Below are 18,407 nucleotides of genomic sequence, written 5' to 3' on the forward strand. Positions count from 1 at the left end.
AGATCCAGTCCGTATACCTTGATTGTAATTATTCTTATGAAGACTTTTAATTCGCTAATAGCGCGAGTAATTCTTTCGCTGTTTCTTCTGAAGAACCTGGGTTCTGTCCAGTAATTAGGTTACCATCTTTTAAAACATAGCTGTTCCAGTCCTCTCCTTTACTGTATATCCCTCCAAGTTTTACCAGTTCATCTTCTACTAAAAAGGGAACAACATTGGTCAATTGCACAGCTTCTTCTTCAGAGTTCGAAAATCCTGTAACTTTTTTCCCTTTAACTAATGACGAACCATTAGTATCTTTTACGAAGCGCAATACTCCAGGAGCATGACATACTGCGGCAACTGGTTTATTGTTCCTCCAGAATGCTTCAATAAGTGCGATAGACGTTTTATCATTTGTTAGATCCCAAAGAGGACCGTGTCCTCCCGGATAAAAAATGGCATCATAATCTTGCTCACTTATTTCCTTTAATGGAATGCTGTTTGCTAGTTTAATTTTCAGTTCTTTATCTTCATCAAATCGTTTTGTTGCTTCTGTCTGAAATTCTGGAAGCGCACTTTTGGGGTCTATGGGTGGTTGTCCGCCTTTAGGAGAAGCAATTGTTACATTTACACCTGCATCGGCCAAAACATAATAGGGAGCGGCAAATTCTTCAACCCAAAATCCTGTTTTATTACCTGTATCTCCAAGTTGGTCATGCGATGTCAGTACAACCAATACTTTTAAATTCTTTTTTTCCATCTTTGAAAATTTTAAATGTTTAAAATGATATCACAAAATAGGGCATAAATCATTAGACCTTTATGTGATATACATCACATTTTAAAGAAAGTTTGTTTTAGTGATATATGTCAGATTATTTGACCTGATAAAGTCTGCTTAATGTTTCGCGCGAAACTCCGAGATATGCCGCAATTAAATGCTTTGGTACCAGGTTATAAAGATCGGGATATTGTTGCATGAGTTGCTCATAACGGCTTCTAGCGTCATTGTTAAGCAAAGAGAGAATTCTTTTTTGTAAACCTATATATCCTTTATTTGAACGCCATCTTAGAAATGTTTCTATCTCGTGAATTTCTTTGCAGACTTTTTCCCGGTCTTCACTAAATAGGCAAAGAGCATTGGTGTCGATAACACAGTCTAGATTGACAGTCGCCTTTTTATTATTATGAAGTGCATCATAATCAGATGCCCACCAGGTTTTTGTCGCAAACTGTAGAATATGCATCTTTTGTTCATCGTTGACAAAAAAAGTTTTTAGGCAACCATTTAGAACAAAATATTCACATAATACACGATCCCCTATATTTATAACAGATTGTTTTCTTTTAAAGGATACAGGCTTTAAAAATGAGAAAAAGTAATCAAACTGTTCATCGCTAAGCTGGACAGTTTGTTCTATATGATTTCTAAGAATTTCACGATCGGACATGTGTAACGTATGGATTTGTATAGAAAGTAGTACCTAAAAATAAGTATTATTATTTAAGATTAGGAGCGATTTTCAATCACTAATTGTTTGTTTAGATCTGAATCTTATTTGCTATTGTAATGTTATATTCAGTTCTATTTGGTTATGAAAGTTATTAGAAATTAATCTTCATAATTTTATTTGCATTTCGTTAAAAGCTTTAAAATTTATAAACAAATGCATTGATATTCATACCAGCACCTACGGAAGCAAATAGCGTGATGTCTCCTTTGTTGATCTTGTGTTGAGGCAATTCCCCTTGAAGGATCATCGCTAATAAAGTTGGTATGGTTGCAACGCTATTATTGCCCAATTTCTGAATGATCATAGGCATAATGTCGGGTGGTTGTGGTGTATTGTACAGTTGGTAGAATCTATGCACAATAGCTTCATCCATTTTTTCATTAGCTTGGTGTATGATGATCTTAGCAAGATCTTTTATGTCATATCCACTCTCGTCAAAGCATTTTTTCATCGCTTTTGAAACATTAGTCAATGCAAACTCATATATTTTTCGGCCTTTCATTTTCAAGTATTTTGTGTCAGAATCTTGATTAAAATAGGAGGGGCCAAAATATAAATAATCAATCTCATTGAGTGTAAAAGAAGCCGAAATATGGGATTTAAGCCCAGAATCATCATCGCTACATTCCATTATCACTGCTCCCGCACCGTCCGCATAGATCATACTATCTCTATCATGAGGATCTATGACGCGGGAAAGCGTTTCAGCACCTATGATCAGGCACTTTTTAGCAAGCCCTGCTTTGATAAAGGCGTTTGCCTGAATAACACCTTCCACCCATCCTGGACAACCAAAAAGCAGATCATAAGCTACGCAGAAGTTATTTTTAATTTTTAAAAGATGTTTTACACGTGAAGCAAGGCTTGGTACCATATCAGATTGGATAGAGCCGTGCTTAACATCGCCGAAATTATGGGCAAAGATGATATAATCCAAAGTTTCAGGGTCGATCTGCGCATTTGTTATCGCCTTTTGTGCAGCCTGAAATCCTAGATCGGATGCCACTTGATCATCCATTGCATATCGTCTTTCTTCGATTCCAGTAATCTCTTTTAGTTTTTGTGTGATTATCTCATTGGACTGTTTTAGAGGCTGTTCATTTTCATCAAAAAATGTGGAATCTTGAAAAAATGTATTTTTAACGATGTGGGATGGAGTATAATGTCCAGTACCTATAATTTTGCTACTCATTTTCTTATATTACTTAATTAATTTAGCGATAATTACTGAGACCAGCAAATCTTAGTTATTGAAGAGGGAATAAATATTTTATTTGTAACTGACCAACCAGCTTCAAACAAGCCTCGATAGTTAATTCTCCAGTACTTTGGACAAGAAATGAATATCCACTTCTTGTACTGGCAAGGAGGTAGATTTAGTCAATTTACTTCCAAAACGTTCGGGATTCTATAAACAATTCAATCTGATTGATTACAATTGGGAGTTTTTTAATGATATCCTGAGTCCAGAACCGGAATATCGTATATTCTAGTTCACGAAGAGCAAGATTAGTGCGTACGTCTTTTTGCATATTACGTTCGATTTTCGGTATCCAGAATAAACGGTTAGATTTAATACGGTTTCGGTTCTTTTCCAGTCAAAGCCGTGCCAAAATTCACCATCGACAAAAATAGCCAGTTTCCATTTTTTTTATGACGATATCAGGTGTTCCGGGAAGTGATTTATCATGTAATCGTATGTTTTTTGTCTATAGTGCTTACCGTAGGATCAGTTCTGGTTTTGAATTTTAACTCGTATTCTTGCCATATTCCAACTTCGTTTGAGGCTTCTATAGAAACTAGCTTTCTTCTGGAAATGCGGTACATGGATTTTTTAGAATCGGATTAACTGCGTTGTTTTTCACTTAGTGTAACAGCGATTTTCCTAAAACTTACTCATTTCATCTCTTTGATTGCACTGATCTTCTTTATATATTATTTGATTTATCTTTTCCAAACCACCAATAGAAAATGCATCCAATTACATTGAATAGTACAACAGCTACTATCCACAGTATCCTCTTGTCACCGGGTATATTATCATTGGTGATGATGTGATAAATCGTGTACACGACCAAAAGAATGGGAACAAGAAGATAAAGCATTTCTGTGGTTCCGATATTGATAAATGATAAGTTCATAGCGTAGAAAATGTTCGTTTACTATCGCGTGATCGCAAAATATATGACATAGAACCAGCTACAGATACCATGGAATATGGCCCAGAGTATTGATTTGTTTCGATCCCAAGAAGTAACAACTGCTATCACCGAACCTAAGCCAATTCCCGATTTAGTAACGATTTGTGTGGTGTTTTCTGTAAAATCCTGTCCAAAAACAAATGAAGTGATTGATAGTAGGAATATAAGTAAGGTTAGTTTTTTCATAATAATGCGCCTTTAGGTTTTAATTCCGGTGTTATATGGGACAAAGTGTATTCCTGTTTTTTTTTGAGTGATAAGCTTTCGCTCTAGCTAACTAAAATTACAACATTTATGTGACCAGGGCAAATAATTGTTGTTGTATATTCAGATTTGCCATCATTGCTGTTCTATAATTAAAGAGAATAACAACCTATTTTCCCATGCAAAAGGATATACTGAGCAAGAAGCTGAAATTAACTGTAGACGAGATAAAAAGTCTACGATTCTTAAAATGCAGATGGCTTCTTGATAATTTCATTTTGATATACTGTAATATTTCTATAGATTTATCTTCAATTATATTTCTTTTTTAAGAAAAACCTAAGCACAATACTACAATGAACTTGAAGGGAATGCCTTGCAATATAGAAGAGTTTAATCGCTTCCAATTGGGTGATGAAGCTGTATTTCATAAGATATTTGTGTTTTATAAGCCTTTCCTGTTTCGGAAATTTAACCAATTTTGTTCTTCCAATGTCGAGGTGGAAGAAGTATTGCAGGAAGTGTTTGTACAATTATTCTTAAAAAGACAGCAGATTCCAGATATTCAATCGATTTTTCCTTTTTTGTATATAGTTGGAAAGCGGATGTCCATATCTTACTTCAGGAAAGCAGTGGTAAGGGAACAATATATGCTAAAAAATCAATCGCAATTTAATGAAGCATATGACTGCCTGGAAACCCACATTGAAACTAAGGATCTATCCGATATTCTAGAATCTATTATTAAAGACCTTCCAACGCAGCAGCAGAAAATTTTTCGTATGAATAAACTTGATGAACTTAGTTATAAGGAAATCGCTGCTGAAATTGGTGTATCAAAACATACAGTACGAAATCATCTAGCTACAGCTTGTAATTTTGTACGATTAAAATTGGATAAGATTCTTTACCTACTTTTTTTTATAAAAATTATTTTCTGACTAGTACATCCTTTCTACCTAGTGCGATTAGTATAATAGAGCAAGGGAAATAAAAGATGTCCAAAGTAGAAGCATATAAAAATTTGATTCGCCAGTTTTATGCGAAGTCTGTCCCCGAGGATTCGAAAGCCCATTTTGCCCAGTATTTAGAAGATCCTGAGTTCTTAGAAGCATGGGAGCAGTTGATCGATGATGATGAATTAGATCGTGCTTCATCCTCAGAACCAGACGATGATCAATTATTTGATAAAATAAAATTCGATTCCCGAATTAAGGAATATTTAACGACAGTACCTCTGCGTAAAAAACTCATTTCCACAAAAGTTTTCAAAATTGCTATCGCATCCTTAATCCTGTGCACAACTGTGGGCAGTTTTTTAATTTGGAATATCAATCGTAAAAGCAACCCGACTCTGGTGAGTAATACTAAAGACTGGGTTGTTCCTGGAAAAGAAAGAGCTCAAATTATTCTAGAAAACGGTCAGGTTATCGACCTTGATAAAATTACAGGTGATACGGTTATTGATAATGGTGCATTCGAAATCCTAAAATTGGCGGACGGTTCAATTTCATATCGCATGAAAAAGGGTGATCATAATGAAAAAAAAATTGCCTACAATACAATTGTTACTCCCCGTGGCGGTGAGTATAATCTGAAATTACCAGATGGAACCAGAGTATGGTTAAATGCAATGACCACCCTTAGGTATCCCATTGTGTTTGATAAAATAAAGCGGGAAATTTATCTGCAGGGAGAAGCATATTTTGATGTAATGGCGCAGCAGGAAGATGGTCGGCGAATCCCTTTTGTTATTCATACTGGTGGTCAGGCGCTTGAAGTGCTTGGGACAGAATTTAACCTTCAAAATTATGGACAGGACATTGTAACAACCTTAGTTGAAGGTAAAGTAAAACTAAATTTTGTGGACAGTCGTCTTGATGATCAATATCTAGCACCAGCGGAACAGTCTATTTTTTATACCAAAGCAAATAAAGTGATTAAAAATACCGTTGATCCCTATTATTTTACAGCCTGGAAAGATGGGAAATTTGCTTTTAGCAAAACCTCCATTCAAGATGTAATGGGGATCATCAGTCGGTGGTATGATGTGGATGTCATTTATAATACTAAAATTGAAAATTTTGAATTTTCAGGCACAATATCTAGATACGAAGATTTTCGAAAACTGTTAAAGACCATCGAATTGGTAGGAGGTATACATTTTGAAATTGAAGGAAGAAAGGTATATGTCAAAAATTAAAGTAATAAAATAACCAATCGGAACTATACATATCGCTATTGAAGGGACGAATGTATAAGTCGAACATTAATAATACAAAAGAATTGGAAAGGGGTATACATTTCAAAATTGAAGGGAGGAAAGTATATATGGAAAAATAACGATACAAACTTTTAAAAAAAATTTCAGGAGCGTTGCGACCGCCCCTGAAGTTTTTGTCCTTTATAAGACAGCTGACAAATCAACTTATTACAAAAATTAAATTAAATCAACCGAATGCAAAAATACAAAAAAAATCGGTGGGGAATCCCTATGGAGTTTAAACAGATTTCCTCCCTTAAACCATTGGCTATGAAGTTGTCGATTGCGATCCCGCTACTATTTGCTACAAGTTTTCATGTTAGTGCTAATTCTTACGGTCAGAAGATCAATCTTAATAAGAAAAATGTGAATCTGGAAACTTTATTGAAGGATATACAGAAGCAAAGCGGCTATAATATATTATATAAAGAGTCTTTGATTGCTCACATTCGAAAAATAGATGTGAAATTTCAAAATATCCCACTTGAATTAGCACTTAATGATTTGTTGGGAAAATATCAGATTACTTACAAATTGATTGATAATAATATTGTGTTGAGTCAAAGTACTACGGCAAAAGTTCAAAGTACTCCTGCAGTGGTTGACAAGATGATACAAAAACAGATCAAAGGAAAAGTTTCGGATCAAAATGATCAACCTTTGGCCAATGTTACCATAAGTGAGGTAGGTACAAATAATAAAACATCCTCCGATGCGACGGGTTCGTTTAGTCTTTCGGTGAGTGGTGAAGCGACATTGCTCCATTTTAGCATGGTAGGTTACAAAAATAAGGATATCCAAATTGGGAATAACGAGTTTTTACAGGTTAAGCTAGAACAGACCATTATGGCGATGGATGAGGTAGTTGTAGTGGGATATGGTTCTCAGAAGAAAACTGTAGTTTCAGGCGCTATTGCTACTGTAAAGGGAGAAGATCTTGCTAAATCATCGTCAGTCAATCTTTCTAATTCTTTTGCAGGAAGATTGCCTGGAGTAACCGCCATGCAAAGTAGTGGCGAGCCTGGTGGAGATGGTTCTTCTATTCGTGTTCGTGGTATCAATTCCCTACCGGGAGGAAATACGAGCCCATTGATTGTAATTGATGGAGTTCCACAGCGCGCAGGAGGTTTTGACCGTATTAATCCTAACGATGTAGAGAGTGTGTCGGTGCTGAAAGATGCATCAGCAGCCATCTATGGCTCCCGTGCAGGTAATGGTGTTATCCTCATTACAACGAAGCAGGGTAAAGTTGGTAAAACGCAGTTTTCTTACGATTTTACTTACGGTATACAACGTCCGACACGTACACCTAAAATGGCCAATTCTGAGCAGTATACTTCTATTATAAACGAGGTAACGACAGTTTATCCCCAAGATAGTGATAAGTGGGGAGAAATTTGGAAAGCAATAAATACAGGTGATGGAAAATATACTTCTCCTACAGGAGTGATTGAGGCTGCATTTACGCCAGAAGAGAGACAAAAATATGCTGATGGTTCAGATCCTTTACGTTATCCAAATACAGACTGGTTTGCTTCTACGATAAAAGATTGGTCGCCACAGCAGCGACATAATTTACAGATCAATGGAGGTACCGAAACTACCAAATATCTGATTTCATTAGGTTATTTAAATCAGGATGCGATCTACAAAAATTCAGCAACATATTATAAACAGTACGATTTGCGCGCAAACCTAGAATTTAAGTTGGGCAAATATGTTACCGCTAGACTTGGCATAACAGGTCGTGAAGAATCCCGTAATTTCCCTACACGCGGAGCGGGCACGATCTTTAGATCTTTGATTCGCGGTCTGCCAACTGAAATTGCGACCTGGCCCAATGGTCTTCCTGGCCCAGATTTAGAAAATGGTGCCAATCCGGTTGTAATAACCACTGGTGCAACGGGCTATGACAGAAATACAAGAGATTATTTGCAGAACACAGGTGCCATTGATTTTAGAATACCAGGTGTTGAGGGACTTAAATTAACTGGAACAGCTTCAATTGATAAATATTGGGGAAGATCGAAAAGATGGGAGACCCCGTGGACTCTTTATGATTGGGATAAGGTAAGTTTTGAGGCCGATGGAGTAACGCCATCACTGGTAGGGTATGTACCAAAAGGTATAGAGCCTAAAGCTCAGCTTCGTGAAGCGGCGGAGGATCAATTAGCAATCAATTTATCTGCTTTGTTATCCTATGAAAAGACATTAACAGGAGGGCATAATATCTCCGCGATAGCAGGGTTAACTCGTGAGACTGTCACCAATAATGGTTTTTACGCAGATCGTAAGGATTTCGCCTCGACATTAATAGAACAGTTAAATTTTGGTGATCGCGAACGGCAGACCTTGGGAAATGAGAATACTTACGATCGTGCACGTTTAAGCTACTATGGAAGGGTCAACTATAATTTTCAGGAAAAGTATCTTTTTGAATTTAATTGGAGAGTGGACGGTTCTTATGTTTTTCCACTTAATAAAAGATTTGGTTTCTTCCCTGGAGTTTCAGCGGGATGGCGGGTATCCGAAGAAGGTTTTTTCAAAGATAATGTTAGGTTTGTTAATAACCTGAAGTTGAGAGCATCTTGGGGCCAAATGGGGGCAGAAGCTTATTATGGTGGTTCTTTTCAAGAATATAAATACTTAGCATTGATGAATACCGGGCAGGGGGTATTCAGTGATAAACTCTATCAGACTTTATATGAGAGTACCATTCCTAACCCTAATTTCACATGGGAAGTAGCTAATAATAGCAATGTTGGATTGGATGCTTCTTTTTTAAATCATAAACTGGCGCTAGAACTGGACTTCTTTTATAATAAACGGACCAATGTTTTGACAAAGAATCCTGGAGTTGTACCTATCAGTTCGGGTATTTCGGGTAATCTGCCAATTGCCAACCTTGGCAATCTGATCAATAAGGGGTATGAGTTTAAATTGACTTATACCGATAAAATCGGTAATCTTTCTTTTAATGTAGGCGTTAATGGTGGTTATGCAAAAAACAATGTGCAATACTCCAGCGATGTTGTCAACACCTTACCCTATCAGCAACAGATCGGAAGAGTAACAGACTCTTGGCTAGTGTATCAATATGATGGTGTTTTCAAAGATCAGGCTGCTATTGATGCGAATACTGTAGATTACACAGCTTTAGGATTGAAAAATGGCAAGCTATTGCCTGGTGATATGAAATATGTCGATTATAATGGCGATGGTAAAATTACAAGTGACGATCGTGTGCGATTGGACAAAAATGGTACCCCAACTTTTACAGGAGGTCTTGTATTAGGCGGTGATTATAAAGGTTTTGATTTCAGTATACTGGTACAGGGGGCTACTGGTGGTATGCGACGAATGGGCCCTACAGAATCGGGATTAATAGGGAACTACCTGGAGTGGAATTATGATAACCGTTGGAGTATTGATAATCCGAGTGATGTTGATCCTCGACTTACCAACCGTTCGGATACTTATTATACAACAACCGATAATACCTACTGGATACGGAGCACCAATTATATCAGATTAAAGAATGTAGAGTTGGGATATAGTCTTTCCAGCAATTTGGTCAGTAGAATAGGGATGAGCTCCATTCGTTTTTATACCAATGGCATTAATCTGTTAACCTTTGATAAAATCAAAATTTGGGATCCTGAATCTGATAATAGTACGGGTCAATTCTATCCGCAATCGAAAATTATCAGTTTTGGCGTAAAGGCTATATTTTAATCAAATCATAAATAATAAAATAATAAAATGAAGACATTGATCAAAAATAGAATTCTTTATATGCTAGCAGTTATGCTATTGTTTATGACAGCATGCAGTACAGATTTTCTAAATGTAACACCTCGAAATGATTTTTCAGATGCCACCGTATGGCAAGATCCAGTGTTGGCTGAAAAGTTTGTTAGTGATATTTACAACGTATTTGAAGCAAGTAATTCCGGTTTCACAGAACAGATGCAGGCTTCTGCAACTGACGAATCATTATGGAACCATACCGATGCTTTTCTTTTGTTGAACACAGGAGCGATCAACGGTGCTAATGAAGGCTGGGGTGGTACATCAAGATGGTGGGAGCGTATGTACACCTATATCAGATTCAGTAATATTGCCATAGAAAGACTGGGAGATGACACCAAAAATGGTATTAGCGATATAAAAGTAAAAAATGAATTATTAGCACAAGCTTTCTTTATCCGTGCTTATTGTTATCACCAATTGTTAAGGTATTATGGCGGTGTGCCTCTTATTCTAAATAGTTATCCATACTCTGAAGACCCGATTATCTATCAAAAAGAACGGGCAACTTATGAAGCCTGTACAAATCAGATTTTAAAGGACTGTGATGAGGCTTACAAGCGTTTGGGGGATGGTAAACTTGAAAAAGGCAGGATTAATTCGTTAACTATTTTAGCGCTCAAATCAAGAACTTTAATTTATGCAGCAAGTGATTTACATGATCGAGCTAAACTTACTTCTAAGGTAACAGATCTAAATGACCTATCTGAAAAACTACCCTTATTGGCATATGCCGCAGGATCGCAACAAGATCGCTACCGTTTGGCACAAGCAGCAGCAAAAGCGGTTCTAGATGCAGGAACAGGATATAAGTTAAATCTTACAGCACCTGTTACTCCAGCACAAGGAAGATTAAATTACAAAAGTATTGCCATGGGAGGGGGAAGTAAAGCGCCAGATATGGATATCACGGCAGCATCAGATATACTATATGCCCGTTATTTTATCACGGAGCAGAGTTCTTCACATGCTAGAGATAATGGTCCCAATGGTTATAATAACTGGGGGGGAAATCAACCTATAGGTCTTTTGGTGGATGATTATGAAATGAATGATGGAACAAAATTTGACTGGAACAATCCCATTCATAAAGCCAGTCCTTATAAAAACAGAGATCCTCGTTTTTATGCATCCATATTATATGACGGTGCTGATTGGAAACCGAGAAATAATCCGATCGATCCAGCTAATCAGATACAAACAGGTGCTTACGATCTAATTTTAGCCGGTAAGTTGACAAAATTTTCAGGATTGGATACAAAACAAGGACCTAAAGAGGCACACAACGGAACTTGGACAGGATATTACATTCAAAAGTTTATTGACCCAGATCCAAATATTGTAGATGCTCAAGCAAGACAGTTTGTACCTTGGCCTTATTTTAGATATACAGAAGCAGTTTTTAATTATGTGGAAGCAAGTATTGAACTAGGGGAATTAGAAACAGCAAAAACCTGGCTGAATAAAATTAGGTTTAGAGCAGGTATGCCAGCTATCACTGCCACAGATCAAAATACGCTGAGGACAATATACCGTCAAGAAAGACGTATAGAAATGGCTTATGAACAGCAACGTTTTTTTGATGCCCGAAGATGGCTTATTGCTAATGAAACCATAGGACGAAAGGTCACTATTGTTAAAATTGATGCTACTTTCAAGCCAGGTAAGTCATTAGCAAATGTTTATAAATATGACGAGTCAATTTATAATTATACCTACACACCGCAAGAATTCAATACAAAAGAAAACCGGGTTTGGAAAAATCAAGTTTATTTTCTTCCGCTATCACGGGATGAAATTCGGAAAAATCCATTGCTTGTACAAAATCCAGGGTACGTGGAGTAATAGATTGTTTTAAGAATTAAAACTGAAATACATATTCCTAAATTTTAAAACATCTGAACATATGTTCAGATGTTTTTTTATTACGAGCTTACTACGAAACAAACATTACCGTTGTAACAGCCAACTAAAGAGGGTTTATTTAAACTGATAAATATTTTAATTTGTGAACAACGATTTATTTTTTAATCTTTTGACTATCATAGCACTCAGTTCTCGATTTTAGCAGGATCAATAGAAATTTCAGATTTTGCCCGTAGCAAATATGAGGAAAAAATCATTCATGTATGATAAAACAGGAACATTAGTATGAGAATAAAAATAAGCTAAGTAAGCCTATACTTTAGTTTTTTAGTGTCCCTTTTATTAGCGTGAAATCTATTTTATTTATGAGTGTAATAAAATCTATAGGATTAGTAGTTTTTATTGGAATAAAAAATTATATTTGCAAAGTGTTTTAAAGAATAAGCACACTAAACCCTGATTAGAGACAGTCAGGATCAATCACCTAACTAAAAAACAGCAGTATGAAATATTATTCTACGCTTGATGACTCAAACCTTTTTGGACATTATGAAGATGATGTTTTAATTTCTTCCTTAAATTTTTTCACCATCCTATTCCATTCCGAATACCTGGATTACGATTCTCGAATCTGTTGTTAAAACGACAAACTAACAAAAAGGGGAAGCAAGCTTCCCCCATTTTAAAAATTAGATGAGGTTCTGATTCCCAATTGGCGTTGTCGTCAGAAACCTTTTTTTACCTTAATTTTCTACAAGAATATGAAAAAAAATCAAAAGTATCTGATTTTTCAGGTACTCTTTGTCCTAACTGTGCATTTAGGGCAACCAACCTATTCCCATGCACAAAGTAAATCTACTCCTATTGTTAATGCGGCTTTTGAAGGGAAAGTTGTTGACCAGGTTAATGGAAACCCAATAGTGGGGGCGACTGTAAAGCTGCAAGGTGTGACACATTCTGTCCAAACAGATAGTCATGGAAATTTTCAATTTATTACGGGACAAAAATTACCAGCTACAGTCATCGTTTCTTTTCTGGGTTATCAATCGCAAACTGTAGAAATCACATCACCCAAAAGTATCATAAAATTATTGCCCACAGCTTCTAATTTGGATGAGGTTGTCGTTATCGGTTATGGAACAACAAAAAAACAGGATGTAGTTGGTGCCATCACAAAGATTAATGCAGGGGAAGTCAATAAAATACCTGTAGCCAGTTTTGATGCTCAGTTACAGGGGAAGGCAGCTGGATTACAGGTCGTAGCCAATTCTGGAGTTCCGGGAGAAGGTATATTTGTCCGTGTCAGAGGTACGACTTCTATTAATTCAAGCAGTGATCCGCTCTATATTATTGATGGAGTCTTTCTAAACAATACAAGCTTACAAAATGCAAATTTAGGAGGTCGTACTACATCCCCATTAGCCGATATAAATCCGGCAGATATTGAATCGATAGAAGTACTAAAAGACGCTTCAGCAACAGCAATTTATGGATCTAGGGGAGCTAATGGTGTTGTTATTGTAACGACTAAGCAGGGAAGTTATGGTGCAAAAACAAAAATTGATTTTAATCTTTCCAATGGTTTTGTTCAAGCGGATAAATCGACTTTGCCACATTTGGCATCTGGACCAGAAACCGCGGCATTAGCGAATGAATGGTGGATTAATTCGGGGATCGATAAACCATCATTAAATCAAAACTTTTCTAACAGACCTTTTCGACCGGTTAACGAAGGAGGTCGTGGCCTACCTGAGGAGCAGCAGACCTATGATCGTTTAGATTTTATTCTAAGAAATGGACGTGTGCAAGATTATAGTTTAGGTATTCAAGGTGGAGGAAATAAGTCCCGATATTATATAGGTACTGGGTATACAGATCAAGAAGCATTTTTTAAAGTTATCGATTTCTCACGAGCAAATTTTAAGTTTAATTTTGATCAACAGCTAAATGAACGCATTAAGATCGGAATTACAAGTAATATTGCTAGAACAAAAAGAAATCAAGCACGTACAGGTGACGGTCCGCAGGTCAGTTTGTGGAATTCTGCAGTTTCTTCGGCTACCTATACAGCGACACACGATCAGGAAGGGGTGGCTACAGGATCTGATAATACTTATGTATTAGTTGATAATTATGATGTCAATACATTAAGTTTACGTTATATCGGAAGTGTTTTCGCTGAAGCAGATATACTTCCCGGTTTAAAATTCAGGAGCAGTTTTAGTGCTGATTACAACAAATATGATGAAAATCAGTACTGGAATACCAATACTAGTATTGGAAGAGCTAACAATGGACAAGCAACGTCAGGAATTTCTGAAAATACCACTTGGATTAATGAGCAGACCTTAAACTATCAAAAACAATTCAATAGCGTTCACAAAATTACGGCTTTAGTGGGCAATACCTTGCAGCATAATACTTTGAATTATTTGTACGCAGAAGGTAATGGATTTGCCAACAATAGTTATAAATTAATTTCTTCAGCTTCTACCCGTACTTCATCTCAGGACTGGACAGCTTACTCTATTGCTTCTTTTTTCGGAAGAGCAGGATATCAGTATTCCGATAAATATTTTGCAGAAGCGACATTAAGAGCTGATGCTTCCTCCAAATTTGGAAAAAATAATCGTTGGGGATATTTTCCAGCTTTCGCGCTTGCTTGGCGACTGAAGCAAGAGGACTTTTTGAAAGATGTAAACTGGTTAAATGACCTGAAAATTAGAACATCCTATGGAATTACAGGTAATCAGTCAGGGATCAGCAATTTCGCTTCACGGGGACTTTGGTCCGGAGGTAGTTCGTATGCCGATGTTATCGGTTCTCCTTTACCAGGTATAGGGCCTCAGCAACTTGGTAATGATGACTTGAAATGGGAGACAACAGCACAGTATAATATCGGTTTTGATGCAGAGTTATTTAAAAATAGATTATCTATTACCCTGGATGTTTACGATAAATATACTTCCAATATTTTACTGCAACAACCGATTAAGACTTCTTCTGGTTTTTCCCAGTATTGGGCCAATGTTGGCGAAGTGAGTAACAAAGGTTATGAGTTGACTATTAATAGTGTTAATATTCAAAATCAAAATTTTACGTGGAAAAGTAGTTTCAATATCTCAGGAAATAAAAACAAAATAGAAAAACTACCGACCCAAATTACGCAGTATACACGTGATTGGGTGATTTTAAAAGAAGGACAATCTTTGAATTCATTCTGGCTCTATGAGCAGTTATCTGTTGATCCTAAAACCGGAAATGCCATATTTGATGGTCAGCTGGAAGATGGAACAGTTCCAGTAAATGCCCGCAAAATTATGCATAATGCATCTCCTAAATTTTATGGGGGTTTAAATAATTCGTTCAGCTATAAAAGCTTTGATCTCAGCGCAGCGCTGTCTTATCAATTTGGTAACTACACTTTAAATCTGGAGCGCTATTTTAGAGAACGTAACCCTACTAGCGGGGGAGTATTTGAAAATGTGCTAAACCGTTGGCAAAAAGATGGTGATATTACCGATGTGCCCAGATTAACATCGATAGGGAATAACTATACCATTGATCAGAACAGCCGTTATTTAGAGGACGCATCCTTTGTAAGGCTTAAACAATTGTCGATAGGGTATACACTGCCGAAATCTTTCTTGAGTAAAGCTGGAATTAGTAATGCTCGGATATATTTTCTAGGCTCGAATTTGTTCCTTTGGACAAAATATACAGGAGATCCTGAATCTAATGTTACCTCAAATCCGAATGCACAGGGACTTGGATCATTCGGAACTCCACCTCAGCCCAGAAGCTTTCAGCTTGGATTTAACCTAACACTATAATTTCACCTAAGATAAAAATAACAGATGAAAATTCTTAAATATAGCTATATATGGACTTTGGCCGTGACGTTTACACTGTCCTCATGCGAGAAATTTTTGGAAATAGATCCTCGGATTTCTACCTCTGATCAGGTGACAATCAATGATGAAAATTCTGCACACACTGCCGTTAGAGGGATATACAATCAGTTGCAGTCAGACGGATATTACGGGTATACATTTCAGACTATCGGTTTTTTCTCCGGCGATAATATTGAATATACAGGAAGCCAGATTGTGAACCAATCTTTAACCAATCACAGTGTAAGAGCAGATTTACCCGCTTTAGCCACAGCATGGACTGCGATATACAATACGATCAACCGTGCGAATAATGTGATTGCTAAAGTACCGGCCCTATCGGTTACTCCAACTTTTACAGATGCGGTAAGAAATCAACTGGTCGGAGAAGCCTATTTTCTTCGGGCATTGTCTTACTTTGATCTAGGTAGAACCTGGGGTGGGGTACAGCTTGTCTTAGTCCCAACATCTTCTTCCAGCAATCTAGAGAATTTAAAAAGATCTTCTTTAGCAGATACCTACCGGCAAGTACTGGCAGATTTGATAAAAGCAGAAGAACTTTTACCCAATAGTACCAATCGTATCCGTGCAACCCGTAAAACAGTTTGGGCACTTCGCGCACGCTACCATCTATATCGGGAGGAATGGAAAGAAGCAATTACTTATGCCAGCAAATTAATTGATGATAAAAGTAATTATAATCTTTTAACACCTTACTCTTCATTTTTTGCAGACAATGCTTCAGGAACAAATGAATCCATATTGGAATTATATTATACAACCAATGTCGTTAATACCCAGGCTTATCAATGGCAACCCAGTACAAAGGGAGGTGTTGGCTGGATCCGACCTTCAATGGGAATTGTTAATTTATTAAATAATAAATCGATCGCGGGAACGCGTCAATCTTTAATTTCTAAAGTAGTATTAAATGGTGTGGACAATTGGTTCGGCAATCTCTATTATAGAACTAATGGAACAGATCCAGCATATCTGATCCGAATAGCTGAACTATACTTGATCCGTGCGGAGGCATATGCGCAGGATAATGATATTGCCAAATCTCTTGCAGACTTAAATGTAATCAGAAAACGTGCCGATATTCAGGAACTTAATATAGCTGATAAAGCAACATTATTATTAGCCATAGAACAGGAGAACCGGATTGAGTTTGCATTTGAAAATCATCGCTGGTATGACCTAGTGCGCACAAGACGTGCAAAAACAGTTCTTGGAATAGATGAAGATTTTCGACTTCTTTTACCAATTCCGTATGCGCAGATTCTGATCGATAAAAATCTAGAACAAAATCCTCAATATAAATAAATATTTTTATGGAAATAGCTATTTCAACTAAAAAATGGAGTTCAGCTGAGAGTTTCTCCATCCGGCTTTTATTTATCTTTTTTATTATTTTGACACTCCCATATGATGTTCATTTGTATCACGCTCTTCGGCACTTCAGCTTTGAATCTGCATATCAGTTAGCGACTTTCAGAACATCGTTTATAGCTGAAAGCGATTATGTGGGGAATCATTTTGAGGGATTTTATAATTGGCTCATAGCTTTAGTTATTGCTTTTTTTGGTGCTGTTATATGGACTAAAAAGCGGAAGAGTCAAGAACATGAGCTCTACTATTGGCTTAGGGTACTTTTACGTTATCGTTTGGCTTTTGCCATTATTGCTTCAGGAATAGTTAAGCTGGTACCGGTTCAGTTTCCAGCTCCAACGCTTAGTGATTATAATACCGAATACGGCGATTTTTTATTATGGAAGATTTATTACTTAAGTACTGCAATCACTAAAGCTGGGTATGTTCCGGGCATAGGAGTTTTAGAGATAACTGCGGGTGTACTCTTGGTATTCCGAAAAACAGTAGCAGTAGGGGCAGGTGTGTTAATTGCTCTTTTAGCCAATATTGTCATTGTCAATTTTGTGTATGAATTGGGAGAACAGGTGTATAGTCTATTCCTATTATTAATTGCCATTACCTTATTTTCCTATGATTTACCACGTTTTTTTAATGCAGTATTTCGGCAGGTGAAAACACAGCCAGAGATTGTTAATCCGCTAGTTTCACAGCCTCTCAAAAAACTAAGGGTACTATTCAAAGGTGGGTTTTTACTATTTTTTATACTTTTTGGATTTTTGACCTACAGCTCCTGGAAAAGTAGTAATTACCCATACCCAAAGGAATCTGGAATAGCGCATATCCGAGGTTTATACAACGTGGATGAGTTTGTTCTTAATTCAGATACATTAGCCTACTCCCTGACCGACAGTAGTCGGTGGCAAAATGTGGTGTTTGAATCTTGGAATACTTTTAGTATAAAACGAAAATCAGATATCAAAGCAGATCTTCATAAACCTCGTATTATTTGGCAAGCTGATTCACTTCGCAATTTTGAAAATATCGGAAATGGTGGTCGGGAATTTTACCGTTATACCTTTGCTCAGGTTCCAGATGGACGGTATCAGATCCGTGCAATAAATAAGAGAAATGCAATACAATCATTTCAATTTGAATTGCAAAAGAGTGGTGAAAATGTGTTATTGCTGTTAGGAAAGAATGAACAAGGAGAGTCCCTACAGGTTAAATTGCGCAAGGTTAATAAAGAATACCTCTTAGACAAAGGCCGTAGAAAGCCAATTTCCATTTATTAAATTATTTC

13 protein-coding genes are annotated in these 18,407 nt (G+C 36.8%); 7 read left to right on the top strand and 6 right to left on the bottom strand.

Going from position 1 to position 18,407, the window contains the following annotated elements:
• Positions 1 to 46 precede the first annotated feature (46 nt).
• The 6 genes from WH188_RS09040 to WH188_RS09065 all read right to left on the bottom strand — a co-directional run bounded on the left by WH188_RS09040 (position 47) and on the right by WH188_RS09065 (position 3,883).
• Positions 47 to 742 carry a type 1 glutamine amidotransferase domain-containing protein gene (locus WH188_RS09040; RefSeq protein ID WP_132841871.1) on the bottom strand — a complete coding sequence of 232 codons (696 nt, stop codon included), beginning with the start codon at positions 740 to 742 and terminating at the stop codon, positions 47 to 49.
• A gap of 115 nt (positions 743 to 857) precedes the next feature.
• Positions 858 to 1,433, bottom strand: a complete 576-nt coding sequence (locus WH188_RS09045; RefSeq protein WP_132841873.1) for a Crp/Fnr family transcriptional regulator — start codon at positions 1,431 to 1,433, stop codon at positions 858 to 860.
• A 199-nt stretch (positions 1,434 to 1,632) separates the two neighbouring features.
• Positions 1,633 to 2,688: a 3-oxoacyl-ACP synthase III family protein gene (locus WH188_RS09050; protein WP_132841875.1), complete on the bottom strand. Its 1,056-nt coding sequence runs from the start codon at positions 2,686 to 2,688 to the stop codon at positions 1,633 to 1,635.
• A 193-nt stretch (positions 2,689 to 2,881) separates the two neighbouring features.
• A complete protein-coding gene (locus WH188_RS09055; protein ID WP_339423875.1) occupies positions 2,882 to 3,028 on the bottom strand; it encodes a hypothetical protein in 147 nt (48 codons plus the stop codon).
• Positions 3,029 to 3,424: 396 nt separating this feature from the next.
• On the bottom strand, positions 3,425 to 3,637 hold the full coding sequence (locus WH188_RS09060; RefSeq protein ID WP_021190273.1) for a PLDc N-terminal domain-containing protein: 213 nt from the start codon (positions 3,635 to 3,637) through the stop codon (positions 3,425 to 3,427).
• A 21-nt stretch (positions 3,638 to 3,658) separates the two neighbouring features.
• Positions 3,659 to 3,883: a hypothetical protein gene (locus WH188_RS09065; RefSeq protein WP_132770364.1), complete on the bottom strand. Its 225-nt coding sequence runs from the start codon at positions 3,881 to 3,883 to the stop codon at positions 3,659 to 3,661.
• 389 nt (positions 3,884 to 4,272) lie between these two features.
• Between WH188_RS09065 and WH188_RS09070 the strand changes: the two genes are divergently transcribed.
• The 7 genes from WH188_RS09070 (at position 4,273) to WH188_RS09100 (ending at position 18,399) form a co-directional block, all read left to right on the top strand.
• Entirely contained in the window at positions 4,273 to 4,842 is a 570-nt protein-coding gene (locus WH188_RS09070; RefSeq protein WP_168127332.1) for an RNA polymerase sigma factor, read from the top strand.
• A 56-nt stretch (positions 4,843 to 4,898) separates the two neighbouring features.
• Positions 4,899 to 6,104: a FecR family protein gene (locus tag WH188_RS09075; RefSeq protein ID WP_168127333.1), complete on the top strand. Its 1,206-nt coding sequence runs from the start codon at positions 4,899 to 4,901 to the stop codon at positions 6,102 to 6,104.
• 255 nt (positions 6,105 to 6,359) lie between these two features.
• Positions 6,360 to 9,899, top strand: a complete 3,540-nt coding sequence (locus WH188_RS09080) for a TonB-dependent receptor (protein ID WP_339423876.1) — start codon at positions 6,360 to 6,362, stop codon at positions 9,897 to 9,899.
• A gap of 27 nt (positions 9,900 to 9,926) precedes the next feature.
• Positions 9,927 to 11,819 (top strand): RagB/SusD family nutrient uptake outer membrane protein, encoded by a 1,893-nt coding sequence (locus tag WH188_RS09085; protein ID WP_168127334.1) that lies wholly within the window; start codon positions 9,927 to 9,929, stop codon positions 11,817 to 11,819.
• A 782-nt stretch (positions 11,820 to 12,601) separates the two neighbouring features.
• The gene (locus WH188_RS09090; RefSeq protein ID WP_168127335.1) at positions 12,602 to 15,673 is read left to right on the top strand and encodes a SusC/RagA family TonB-linked outer membrane protein; all 3,072 of its coding nucleotides are present in this window, start codon (positions 12,602 to 12,604) and stop codon (positions 15,671 to 15,673) included.
• A 24-nt stretch (positions 15,674 to 15,697) separates the two neighbouring features.
• On the top strand, positions 15,698 to 17,059 hold the full coding sequence (locus tag WH188_RS09095) for a RagB/SusD family nutrient uptake outer membrane protein (RefSeq protein ID WP_168127336.1): 1,362 nt from the start codon (positions 15,698 to 15,700) through the stop codon (positions 17,057 to 17,059).
• A gap of 8 nt (positions 17,060 to 17,067) precedes the next feature.
• On the top strand, positions 17,068 to 18,399 hold the full coding sequence (locus WH188_RS09100; RefSeq protein ID WP_168127337.1) for a beta-carotene 15,15'-monooxygenase: 1,332 nt from the start codon (positions 17,068 to 17,070) through the stop codon (positions 18,397 to 18,399).
• Positions 18,400 to 18,407 lie beyond the last annotated feature (8 nt).

Origin of the sequence: Sphingobacterium sp. MYb388 (genome assembly GCF_037479535.1) — a bacterium.
In the GTDB taxonomy this organism is placed as follows: domain Bacteria; phylum Bacteroidota; class Bacteroidia; order Sphingobacteriales; family Sphingobacteriaceae; genus Sphingobacterium; species Sphingobacterium anhuiense.

Coding starts and splice junctions, on each gene's coding strand:
- WH188_RS09050 (WP_132841875.1), bottom strand. CDS start 2,688: ATGAGTAGCAAAATTATAGGTACTGGACATTATACTCCATCCCACATC.
- WH188_RS09040 (WP_132841871.1), bottom strand. CDS start 742: ATGGAAAAAAAGAATTTAAAAGTATTGGTTGTACTGACATCGCATGAC.
- WH188_RS09070 (WP_168127332.1), top strand. CDS start 4,273: ATGCCTTGCAATATAGAAGAGTTTAATCGCTTCCAATTGGGTGATGAA.
- WH188_RS09045 (WP_132841873.1), bottom strand. CDS start 1,433: ATGTCCGATCGTGAAATTCTTAGAAATCATATAGAACAAACTGTCCAG.
- WH188_RS09065 (WP_132770364.1), bottom strand. CDS start 3,883: ATGAAAAAACTAACCTTACTTATATTCCTACTATCAATCACTTCATTT.
- WH188_RS09060 (WP_021190273.1), bottom strand. CDS start 3,637: ATGAACTTATCATTTATCAATATCGGAACCACAGAAATGCTTTATCTT.
- WH188_RS09085 (WP_168127334.1), top strand. CDS start 9,927: ATGAAGACATTGATCAAAAATAGAATTCTTTATATGCTAGCAGTTATG.
- WH188_RS09080 (WP_339423876.1), top strand. CDS start 6,360: ATGCAAAAATACAAAAAAAATCGGTGGGGAATCCCTATGGAGTTTAAA.
- WH188_RS09055 (WP_339423875.1), bottom strand. CDS start 3,028: ATGCAAAAAGACGTACGCACTAATCTTGCTCTTCGTGAACTAGAATAT.
- WH188_RS09095 (WP_168127336.1), top strand. CDS start 15,698: ATGAAAATTCTTAAATATAGCTATATATGGACTTTGGCCGTGACGTTT.
- WH188_RS09075 (WP_168127333.1), top strand. CDS start 4,899: ATGTCCAAAGTAGAAGCATATAAAAATTTGATTCGCCAGTTTTATGCG.
- WH188_RS09090 (WP_168127335.1), top strand. CDS start 12,602: ATGAAAAAAAATCAAAAGTATCTGATTTTTCAGGTACTCTTTGTCCTA.
- WH188_RS09100 (WP_168127337.1), top strand. CDS start 17,068: ATGGAAATAGCTATTTCAACTAAAAAATGGAGTTCAGCTGAGAGTTTC.